The organism is Herbaspirillum lusitanum P6-12 (assembly GCF_000256565.1).
Classification (GTDB): domain Bacteria; phylum Pseudomonadota; class Gammaproteobacteria; order Burkholderiales; family Burkholderiaceae_D; genus Herbaspirillum; species Herbaspirillum lusitanum.
Window position 1 is genome coordinate 1 of sequence record NZ_AJHH01000613.1, and the last position, 3,706, is coordinate 3,706.

Sequence of the window (3,706 nt, forward strand, 5' to 3'; positions counted from 1 at the left end):
TTTTTTTGTTTTTTGAACGAAAAATGTGAGAAATATTATCGGGATGCGCAAATATCGCAATTATGGGGGTGTCGACATAAAAAAATATGTCGTATATGACGAAAATGTTACACTCCTGCCCCATGGTGCCAGCATCTATAAAGATGTAGTGCCTTATCTATAGCCTGCTCACGTTATTGACCTGTAACGCATAAATAAATTGGAGGAAATTCAATGAAATCCGTATTCCCTTTGAACCGCCGTCTGACCAAAGTCGCGATGGCCGTTGGTGTTGCCGTTTCCGCTATTTCCTTCGCCGGCATTGCCCAGGCTGAAACCGTGAAGATCGCCATCGCCGGTCCGATGACTGGCGCCGTCGCCCAATACGGCGACATGGTCAAGGCAGGTGCGCTGACCGCGATCGAGCAAATCAATGCAGCCGGCGGCGCCGGCGGCAACAAGTTCGAAGCCGTCCTGATGGATGACGCCTGTGAGCCGAAGCAAGCAGTCGCGGTCGCCAACAAGATCGTCAGCCAGGGCATCAAGTTCGTGATCGGCCACGTGTGCTCGGGTTCGACCATTCCTGCCTCCGACATCTATGAAAACGAAGGCGTCGTGATGATCACGCCGTCGGCGACTGCGCCTCAGCTGACTGAAGCCAAGCCGCACAAGTACATCTTCCGCACCATCGGCCGCGACGACCAGCAAGGTCCTGCCGCCGCCAAATACGTGGTCGAGAAGCTGAAACCGAAGAAGGCTGCCGTTCTGCACGACAAGCAATCGTACGGTCAAGGCGTGGCGACTTCGGTCAAGGCCGGCCTGGATGCAGCGAAGATTCCCGTCGTCGTGTTTGAAGGCGTCAACGCCGGCGACAGCGACTACTCCGCGGTCATCACCAAGCTGAAATCGCAAGGCGTGGACTTCGTCTACTTCGGCGGCTACCACCCTGAAATGGGCCTGATCATGCGCCAGGCGCGCGAACAAGGCGTCAAGGCCGTGTTCATGGGTCCTGAAGGCGTCGGCAACAAGGACATCACGGCCATCGCCGGTCCTGCTTCCGAAGGCATGCTGGTGACGCTGCCGGCCGACTTCGCTGCCGATCCTGCCAATGCCGCGCTGGTCAAGGCTTTCGCTGCGCAAAAGCGTGATCCTAACGGTCCGTTCCAGATGCCTGCATACTCGGGCGTGAAGGTCATCGCCGATGCGATCACCGCCACCAAGTCGACTGATCCGACCAAGGTTGCAGCGTACATCCACGCCAATTCCTTCAAGACGCCGATCGGCACTGTTGAATACGACAAAAAGGGCGACCTGAAGTCGTTCAAGTTCGTGGTCTTCACCTGGCATAAAGACGCGACGAAGACTGAAGCCAAGTAAGTTCAGGTTGTTTTTTTAACGGCTTGCAGTAGTCGTCCTTACTGACGTCAACCATGCAAATGCCCCATTGCGGTAAGAATGGGGCATTTGCACATCTACATTTGCCAGGTTTCCTATGAATGAACTGCTCCCTCAACTGACCCAGCAGCTAGTCAACGGGCTGAGTCTGGGCGCGATCTATGCGCTGATCGCCATCGGCTACACGATGGTCTACGGCATCATCGGCATGATCAATTTCGCGCACGGCGAAATTTACATGATGGGCTCCTACATCGGGCTGGTCACGCTCACCGCCATCGGCGTGCAGGCGGGTTATCCGCTGCCGCTGCTGCTGGGCGCCGCGCTGATCGTCTCGGTAGTGGTCACCGGCCTGTACGGCTGGACCGTCGAGCGCGTGGCGTATCGTCCGCTGCGCGGCGGACCGCGCCTGGTGCCGCTGATCTCGGCGATCGGCATGTCGATCTTCCTGCAGAACTACGTGCAGATCGGCCAGGGCTCGCGCGACATGTCGGTGCCGGTGCTGATCTCGGGCGCCATCGAGTTCCAGATGGGCAGCGATTTCACCGTCACGATCCCGTATTCGCGGATGATCATCGTCGGCGTCACCTTGCTGCTGATGGTCGGCCTGACGCTGTTCATCGCGCGTTCGCGCATGGGCCGCGCCTGCCGCGCCTGCGCGGAAGACATGGGCATGGCCAACCTGCTGGGCATCGACACCAACCGCGTGATTTCCTTCACCTTCGTGCTGGGCGCGATGCTGGCGGCAGTGGGCGGCGTGCTGATCGCACTGACCATCGGCAAGCTCAATCCGTATATCGGATTCATTGCCGGCATCAAGGCGTTTACCGCGGCCGTGCTGGGCGGCATCGGCAGCATTCCCGGCGCGATGCTGGGCGGCGTGCTGCTGGGCCTGGCCGAAACCTTTGCCGCCGGTTACCTGCCGGCCGAGTACAAGGACGTGGTGTCCTTTGCCTTGCTGGTGCTGATCCTGCTGTTCCGTCCTACGGGTTTGCTGGGCAAACCGGACGTGGAGAAAGTCTGATGCCGATTACACTCAAAAACGCCGTGGCGGCGGCGATCCTGACCGCCATCCTGACCACGCCGATGCTCGGCCTGCAGCTGCAGCTCGAAGGCTATCGCGTGGTGCTCAACGCCCATTGGACGCCGGTGCTGATCGCCGTGCTGGTGGTGTTCGTGTTCCAGCTGATCAAGCCGGCGCTGACGCGCAGCACCAGGAAAATACGCCTGCCGGCGCTGCCGCAACTGCAGCCGCGCCAGCAGCGTTATGCCTTGCTGTTCCTGTTCGCGATTGCGCTGGTGTGGCCGTTCTTCGGTTCGCGCGGCAATGTCGACGTGGTGACGCTGGCGCTGATCTACGTGATCCTCGGACTCGGCCTGAACATCGTGGTCGGCTTCGCCGGCTTGCTCGATCTCGGCTACGTCGGCTTCTATGCGGTCGGCGGCTATACCTACGCCTTGCTGAATCAGTATTTCGGTTTCACGTTCTGGGAATGCCTGCCGATCGCGGCCGGCATGTCGGCGCTGTTCGGCTTCATCCTCGGTTTCCCGGTGCTGCGCCTGCGCGGCGATTACCTCGCCATCGTCACGCTGGGCTTCGGTGAAATCATCCGCTTGCTGCTCAACAATATGACCTCGCTGACCGGCGGTCCCGACGGCGTGTCAGGCATTCCGAAACCAACCGTGTTCGGCATTGAAATGGCGCGCAACGCCAGCGTCGAAGGCGGCACGACTTTCCACGACATGCTGGGCCTGACCTACCAGGGTGGGCATATGGTGATCTTCCTGTATTTCGTCGCACTGTTGCTGGTGCTGTTCACGTATTTCGTGACCAGCCGCCTGATCCGCATGCCGATGGGACGCGCGTGGGAAGCCTTGCGCGACGACGAAATCGCCTGCCGTTCGCTGGGCATCAATCCGACCAGGATCAAGCTCTCGGCGTTCACGCTGGGCGCGGCGTTTGCCGGCCTGGCCGGCAGCTTCTTCGCCGCCCGCCAAGGACTGGTGAATCCGGAATCCTTTACCTTCATCGAGTCGGCGCTGATCCTGGCCATCGTGGTGCTGGGCGGCATGGGATCGCAGCTGGGCGTGATCCTGGCGGCCATCCTGCTGACGATTTTGCCGGAAGTGGCGCGCAGCTTTGCCGAATATCGCATGCTGATTTTCGGCCTGGTGATGGTGTTGATGATGATGTGGCGTCCGCAGGGCCTGTTGCCGGCGACGCGTCCTCACGTGGAGTTGCCACGATGACCGCGATGACAACAAACAATCAAACCTTGCTGGACGTATCCGGCCTGTCGATGCGCTTCGGCGGCCTGCTGGCCGTCTTCGG

3 protein-coding genes are annotated in these 3,706 nt (G+C 59.8%); all 3 read left to right on the forward strand.

The features are described 5' to 3' along the window. Positions 1–258: 258 nt before the first annotated feature. The 3 genes from HLUSI_RS0120215 to HLUSI_RS0120225 all read left to right on the forward strand — a co-directional run bounded on the left by HLUSI_RS0120215 (position 259) and on the right by HLUSI_RS0120225 (position 3,624). Entirely contained in the window at positions 259–1,356 is a 1,098-nt protein-coding gene (locus HLUSI_RS0120215) for a branched-chain amino acid ABC transporter substrate-binding protein (protein ID WP_193365589.1), read from the forward strand. A 115-nt stretch (positions 1,357–1,471) separates the two neighbouring features. Continuing rightward, entirely contained in the window at positions 1,472–2,398 is a 927-nt protein-coding gene (gene livH / locus HLUSI_RS0120220) for a high-affinity branched-chain amino acid ABC transporter permease LivH (protein WP_016835674.1), read from the forward strand. Next, entirely contained in the window at positions 2,398–3,624 is a 1,227-nt protein-coding gene (locus HLUSI_RS0120225) for a high-affinity branched-chain amino acid ABC transporter permease LivM (RefSeq protein ID WP_016835675.1), read from the forward strand. The genes livH and HLUSI_RS0120225 overlap by 1 nt, the downstream gene beginning before the upstream one ends. Positions 3,625–3,706: the final 82 nt, after the last annotated feature.

Excerpts from the sequence above, each read along its gene's own strand:
- HLUSI_RS0120215 (WP_193365589.1), top strand. The coding sequence starts at position 259 with ATGGCCGTTGGTGTTGCCGTTTCCGCTATTTCCTTCGCCGGCATTGCC.
- livH (WP_016835674.1), top strand. The coding sequence starts at position 1,472 with ATGAATGAACTGCTCCCTCAACTGACCCAGCAGCTAGTCAACGGGCTG.
- HLUSI_RS0120225 (WP_016835675.1), top strand. The coding sequence starts at position 2,398 with ATGCCGATTACACTCAAAAACGCCGTGGCGGCGGCGATCCTGACCGCC.